This is a genomic window from Vibrio sp. 10N.286.51.E5, assembly GCF_041469125.1.
GTDB lineage: Bacteria > Pseudomonadota > Gammaproteobacteria > Enterobacterales > Vibrionaceae > Vibrio > Vibrio crassostreae_C.
On record NZ_JBFRJZ010000015.1, the window covers coordinates 132,714 to 140,044 of the forward strand.

Genomic DNA, 7,331 nt, shown 5'->3' on the forward strand with positions numbered 1-7,331 from the left:
GTGCTCCGTTAGGTTGATGGTTTGGGAGTAAATTTGTCTATATTACATAAAGTTTCACCACCCACCGGGCAGGAGGTGGTGAAGACAGTTTGTTGCTATTCATTTGTAGCTGTGGCCTCGATGCTCGAAAGAATCGAGGCCAAGATGTGTTACTTATCCATGTGTAGAACAGTACGGATAGATTCACCTTTGTGCATTAGGTCGAATGCTTCGTTAACGTCTTGCAGACCCATAGTGTGAGTAATGAACTCTTGAAGACCAAACTCACCTGCCATGTAGCGGTTAACGATTTCTGGAAGCTCAGAGCGGCCTTTAACACCACCGAAAGCAGAACCACGCCATACGCGACCAGTCACTAGTTGGAATGGACGAGTTGAGATCTCTTGACCTGCACCCGCAACACCAATGATGACTGATTCGCCCCAACCTTTGTGGCAGCACTCAAGTGCTTGACGCATCACGTTTACGTTACCGATACACTCGAAAGAGTACTCAACACCGCCGTCTGTCATCTCAACGATAACGTCTTGGATTGGCTTGTCGAATTTAGTTGGGTTGATGCAGTCTGTCGCGCCAAGCTGTTTTGCTAGCTCGAATTTGCTCTCGTTGATATCAACACCGATGATGCGGTCAGCACCAGCCATGCGAGCACCAATGATTGCAGAAAGACCGATACCGCCTAGGCCGAATACAGCAACGTTGTCACCTTTTTCAACTTTAGCTGTGTTTAATACAGCGCCCATACCCGTTGTTACACCACAACCTAGAAGACAAACTTCTTCAAGTGGTGCTTCTTTGCTTACTTTCGCTAGTGAGATTTCTGGAAGTACTGTGTACTCAGAGAAAGTCGAGCAACCCATGTAATGGAAAATTGTTTCGCCATTGATAGAGAAGCGACTTGTACCGTCTGGCATTAGGCCTTTACCTTGCGTTTCACGAACGGCTTGGCATAGGTTAGTTTTACCAGATTTACAGAACTTACATTCGCCACATTCAGCTGTGTAAAGTGGGATAACGTGGTCGCCAATCTCAACACTTGTAACGCCTTCGCCGATCATCTCAACGATACCGCCACCTTCGTGACCAAGAATTGAAGGGAAGATACCTTCTGGATCGTCACCTGATAATGTGAATGCGTCAGTGTGACAAACACCAGTAGCAACGATGCGAACTAGAACCTCACCAGCTTTTGGTAGTTCAACGTCAACAGTTTCACGTTTTAGAGGCTCACCCGCTTTCCAAGCGACCATAGCTTTAGATTGGATATGAGTTTGACCAGGTTTGATTTCGATAGTCATTGGATGCTTCCTATTTATGTCATTACAGCGGACTTTTTGATTCTCAATATGCTCAACGTATTAAGCGTAGTTGAGCAAGTTTGTTTCCGCTCTCTTGTTTTGTTGGAGCTAGTATAGGTGGGCGTGCATGTTTTGATAATCCCCTTAAATAGAAAATAATTATTACGTATTTGTAATAATTGGTATGGAGCAATGAATTTTCTATTGGCAACTATCTTAGCCAGAGCGACTCAGGTTTTGAGGACATGTGACTTATCCAAACGGTCTGAATACATTGTTTTTACTGATGTTTGGGCTGAGGTTTTATGGCGATTTGTATATTAATCTTCGATTCGTATTGTTGAACTATCAGCTTTTAAGATGGGTGATAACTTGTTGAATTTTAACGATTGAAGCAATGTCGCATAAGCGTTCGTTGTGCGACGTTTTGTAAGATATCAGAAACAATAGTGTCATTTTTCTCATCTAGTCTCCTCGCCAAATTTTGAGTTCTAACTTTTTGGGAAGAGAAAATGAGAAAGAGTACATTGACCGTACTGTCAGGCTTAATAGCAGCCACATTAGTTGGTTGTAATTCAAGTTCACCAAGTGACGACAACGGCAATCTAGATAGCGCAGTGCAAGTCGCATTCATGCCTGATATCCATTTCCATGATGTTTACGGCAAATTTGAAGATGGTTCGTTCGCGGGACTCTACAACTCGGATAGTGGCGAGTATGCGACAATTCGAACGATGGAGTCTCAGATGAACTCCACTCGTCTATTCAATGAAAACTACTTTGCGATGATAGCGGCGCTTGATGATGTGGTTGAGCGTGGCGTGAAATACGTAGCCTTGCCAGGTGACTTTAGTGACGACGGCCAGCCGATTCATATGCGTGGCTTAGTTAGCATCTTTGATCACTACCGCGAGACTCATGGTCTTGAGTTTTTTTCAGCGCCAGGCAACCACGATCCAGTGCGTCCATTTACAATCCCTGCGGGTAAATCTGATTACCTAGGCGAGGGTGGTAAGAAGCAGCGTATCTATAGCCGCGGTAAAGAAGAGTGTGTTGGTTATGACGATGAGTGGACGACTATTCCCGGTGAAGGTGACAACTTAGCAACCATCTGTACTGAAGAAGTACGTGAATGGGGCTATGAAGAGATCATGAGTATCCTAGGCACTCACGGCTTCTACCCTCAGCAAGACTATCTCTACTTTGAAACGCCTTACAGCAGCGACCAAGCTCGAGCTAGTTACAGCTATGATTTAGCGAAAGAAGAAGCGGCTTTTGATAAGCGCATGTACGAGATCTGTTATGAAGGTACGGGTGGTAGCTACAAAGAAAGTGGTTACTCAAGCTGTTCTGAAGTGCCGGATACCAGTTACTTAGTAGAGCCAGTGAAAGGGCTTTGGTTGTTGGCGATCGACGCGAACGTTTATCGCCCGAAAGAAAATTCGTCTGATAGCTCTGTAGATGGAAACACGTTCGATGGTTCAAGCAGTGCTGGTTACAACATGATGCTGACTCACAAAGAACACGTAATTGATTGGATCTCTGATGTTGTAAAAGCAGCGAAAGAGCAGAACAAGACGCTTGTCTCTTTCTCGCACTTCCCAATGACCGACTTCTACAACGGCGCTTCTGAAGAGATTGAAGATCTGTTTGGTGAAGGAAGCCATCAGCTGGCTCGTGAACCGGATGACGATACCAGCCGCGCATTAGCTGCTACTGGTCTAAATATCCACGTTGGTGGCCACATGCACTTTAACGATACGGGTAAGAAGAGCTTCAATATCGATGGAGTTCAGCACACGCTCTTCAATATTCAAGCGCCGTCGTTAGCGGGTTACATTCCCGCGTATAAACTGTTGAACATTCGTCCTGATAATCAGATTGAAGTTGAGACGGTGGTCATCGATCAAGTTAAGCGTTACAACGAGCTATTCAGTCACTATGAAGAAGAGCATGAATACCTTACTCAAGCTGCGAATGGCGATCCTGATGCAGAAGCTAAGATTTGGAACAAAGATATTTTGAATTCAGAGAGTTACTACGAACTGACTGATTGGCACATCCGTGAACTAACACGCCTACGTTTCCTTCCGGGTGACTGGCCGTTAGAGATGCGCGCTATGATCATGGAAATGAATGGCGAAGAGATGATGATCATGTCTCAGTTAGAAACCAACTTTACCGTGTGTCAGTTAGCTAATGAACTGGGTTACGATGTTGGCGCTTGTGTGGAAAATGGTGTTGATGACTACGATCAATTCCAACAAGACTGGCAAACAGCTAAAGTTGTCGCTGAGAAACTGGCTTCTTTAGAGGGACTAGAGTTAGCTGAATTTGCAGAGTGGAGTGGTGAGTTGTTAGCGACCGACTTCTACCGTTTACGTAACGCAGACGAACTGGCATTCCGTGATATCGGTGAAACACAATTGCGCCAATATGAGTTGTTAAGCCGAGAACTTTCAGAGTTCGATGGCACTGTCGATTCAGAATTGGGTGACCTTGGACAATATACCGTTGGTGAAGTGTTCCGCTCTCGTTTTGGTAGCTTGTTCGTGATTCTTGAAAAATTCGCAACAGGCCAAGCAAGTGACCACTTCTTGATTGATATCGACCAACAAACTCTGACCGATCTTAAAGGTGAAGTGAAGCGCGATATCCTAAGAGGTTCATCATCAGCAAATTAAGCGGCTCAGATTATTAGCGGATTAACCTATTAGCTGATTAAAAAAGAGCTCTACACATGATGTTGTAGGGCTCTTTTTGTCTTTCTGTTCTTCGATGAATGAACCATCACACTTAAGAATTTTTAAGGTACGTCATAATAATTGCTTACTGAAAATCACATGAATTGGAAATAAAACTACAATATTCTGAGCGCCGTATTTAATGTTGTGGACTCATACATGCTTTTATCTCTTCCGCCTCCAGTGATGCTGTCACTTGCCATCGTGCTTGAAGTTGTCGCGACTTCTTTATTGCCTAAAACGCAGCAATTTACTTCCCTTCCTGCTACCGCCGCAGTACTCGTCGGTTATGGCTTTGCTTTTTATCTGTTGTCTCTCACGGTTCAAACTATGTCTCTGGGTGTCGCCTATGCGATTTGGTGTGGGGCAGGGATTGTGTTAGTCGCGGCGTTATCTTGGTTGGTCTACGGGCAAAAGCTAGACATCTACGCGATCATTGGCATCGCTTTGATTCTGTCTGGTGTGGTGATCATTAACCTGTTTTCAACGTCGGTGAGTCACTAAGAGTCTATTTCCTACTTCTGAAGGAACAAACTAATTGGAATCTAGAGTAGTTAGCCTTCAACTTAAGGTATTGAATATAATATAGTAATTCCAATAAATGCATTTTGTGCATGTATTTTATGAAAACAGCTCACTTTACTCATAGATTGGTCGGTTTAGTATAGCCAGCAGAAACCAATGATTATAAATAATCATAGATATTATCTGTTTATCAATAACTTAGGGGGTCATTATGACTATTCCGACAACCGATATGATGGAAGCTTGGACGGGATTTCAAGCTGGCGACTGGCAAACATCCGTTAATGCACGTGATTTTATTCAGCGAAACTACACCCCTTATGAAGGCGATGAGTCTTTTCTTGCGGACGTGTCGGAGTCGACGACACAGCTATGGGAGTCGGTGCTAGAAGGTATTAAAGAAGAAAGCCGCACTCATGCCCCTGTCGATTTTGATACTGATATCGTTTCCACTATCACCTCACACGATGCCGGTTACATTGTAAAAAACCTCGAAAAAATCGTGGGTCTACAAACCGATAAACCACTGAAACGCGGCATCATCGCCAATGGTGGTATTCGAATGGTGAAAACGTCGTGCGAAGTGTACGGTCGTGAATTAGAGCCACAAATCGAAAAGATCTTCACTGAGTACCGCAAAACGCATAACCAAGTAGCGTTCGATCTTTATACCGACGAAATTAAAGCATGTCGCCGTTCTGGTATTATTACTGGTCTGCCGGATGCTTATGGTCGTGGACGCATTATCGGCGACTACCGTCGTCTTGCTTTGTACGGTATCGACTTCCTAAAATTAGACAAAAATGAGCAATTCAAATCGACTCAGAAGATGCTTGAAACGGGTGGTGATTTAGATAAGACATTGCGTCTACGTGAAGAGCTTACTGATCAAATTCGTGCCCTTGATGAAATGCGAGAAATGGGTTTGAAGTACGGCATTGATATGTCTTCTCCTGCTCGTACTGCGCAAGAAGCAATCCAATTTACCTATTTTGGTTACTTAGCTGCGGTTAAGTCTCAAAATGGTGCTGCGATGTCGCTAGGCCGCACATCAACCTTCCTAGATGTTTACATCGAACGTGACCTTAAACTTGGTCTGATTGATGAAAAACAAGCGCAAGAGTTGATTGACCATTTCATCATGAAGCTTCGTATGGTTCGTTTCCTTCGCACTCCTGAATATGATTCATTGTTCTCTGGCGACCCAATTTGGGCAACAGAAGCAATGGCTGGTATGGGCGTTGATGGTCGTACTCTTGTTAGCAAAACGACTTTCCGCTACTTGCACACATTGCACACGATGGGCCCAGCACCAGAGCCGAACATGACGGTTCTATGGTCTGAACAACTGCCTATCGCGTTTAAACAATACGCGGCTAAAGTGTCTATCGAAACCTCATCACTTCAGTATGAGAACGACGATCTAATGCGTGCGGATTTTGATAATGACGATTACGCGATTGCGTGTTGTGTAAGCCCGCAGGTGGTTGGCCAACATATGCAGTTCTTTGGCGCTCGCGCAAACCTTGCTAAAGCGCTACTTTACACCATTAACGGTGGTGTTGATGAAAAATCTAACATGCAGGTTGGTCCTCAAGTTGCTCGTATCGAAGATGAAGTTCTCGATTTTGACCGCTTAATGCCACGCTTTGATGACATGATGGATTGGCTTGCAACGCAATACGTCACTGCGCTGAACGTGATCCATTACTCGCATGACCGTTACAGCTATGAAGCATCGTTAATGGCATTGATGGATCGCGATGTTCATCGCACAATGGCTTGTGGTATTGCAGGGCTGTCGGTTGTTGCTGATTCGTTAGCGGCTATCAAATACGCGAAGGTAACACCAGTACGTAACGAAGATGGCATCGCTGTCGACTTTGATATTGAAGGCGAATATCCAAAATTCGGCAACAACGATTCACGTGTCGATGATATTGCTTGTGATTTGGTTGAACGTTTTATGAAGAAAATTCAGAAAATGAACACCTACCGTGAAGCGGTTCCAACTCAATCTATCCTTACGATTACTTCAAACGTTGTATATGGTAAAAAAACTGGTAACACACCAGATGGTCGCCGCGCAGGTATGCCATTTGGCCCGGGCGCAAACCCAATGCACGGTCGTGACGAGAAAGGTGCGGTTGCTTCACTTTCTTCAGTTGCCAAACTGCCGTTTGAATTCGCTAAAGATGGTATTTCTTACACCTTCTCAATCGTACCAAATGCACTAGGTAAAGATGACTTAAGCCAAAAAGTGAACCTAGCAGCACTAATGGATGGTTACTTCCACCACGAGGAAAATGCAGGTTCGATTCGTGTTGAGGGTGGACAGCACCTTAACGTGAACGTGCTTAACCGTGACATGTTGTTGGATGCCGTCGAACATCCAGAAAAATACCCACAGTTAACCATCCGAGTGTCGGGTTACGCTGTGAGGTTCAACTCGTTAACACGTGAGCAGCAACAGGATGTAATTAGCCGTACGTTTACAGCTAAGATCTAACCGTAAACTTCAAGTTATACGGTTCTAAAAAAGCGCGAGAATGACATCCGTCTCTCGCGCTTTTTTGTGTGTCGAGTATGGCGCTAATGATGTCGTTGGGCGCGCGTTGTGTTGGTTAGACTCGGGCAAAACTGATATTTATGCGGTGGTTGGAATTAGTTTGATGCTTTTTTGGGGGGGCTTGTTTTTGATGCCAGTGAAGCAATAGGACCTCTAACTTATTTTTGCCCCATTGTGTATATGGAATCCACGTAT

4 protein-coding genes are annotated in these 7,331 nt (G+C 44.5%); 3 read left to right on the forward strand and 1 reads right to left on the reverse strand.

Annotation, left to right across the window (positions count from 1 at the left end; translation table 11 throughout):
• Positions 1-149: 149 nt before the first annotated feature.
• Positions 150-1,298 carry an S-(hydroxymethyl)glutathione dehydrogenase/class III alcohol dehydrogenase gene (locus AB4161_RS05505; RefSeq protein WP_102370939.1) on the reverse strand — a complete coding sequence of 383 codons (1,149 nt, stop codon included), beginning with the start codon at positions 1,296-1,298 and terminating at the stop codon, positions 150-152.
• 512 nt (positions 1,299-1,810) lie between these two features.
• Between AB4161_RS05505 and AB4161_RS05510 the strand changes: the two genes are divergently transcribed.
• From AB4161_RS05510 to pflB, 3 genes are all read left to right on the forward strand, one after another.
• Positions 1,811-3,982 (forward strand): metallophosphoesterase, encoded by a 2,172-nt coding sequence (locus tag AB4161_RS05510; RefSeq protein WP_372082972.1) that lies wholly within the window; start codon positions 1,811-1,813, stop codon positions 3,980-3,982.
• Between the two features lie 219 nt (positions 3,983-4,201).
• A complete protein-coding gene (locus tag AB4161_RS05515) occupies positions 4,202-4,546 on the forward strand; it encodes a multidrug efflux SMR transporter (protein WP_017069768.1) in 345 nt (114 codons plus the stop codon).
• 232 nt (positions 4,547-4,778) lie between these two features.
• Positions 4,779-7,076, forward strand: coding sequence for a formate C-acetyltransferase (gene pflB / locus AB4161_RS05520; protein ID WP_372082974.1), 2,298 nt, complete (start codon positions 4,779-4,781; stop codon positions 7,074-7,076).
• Positions 7,077-7,331: the final 255 nt, after the last annotated feature.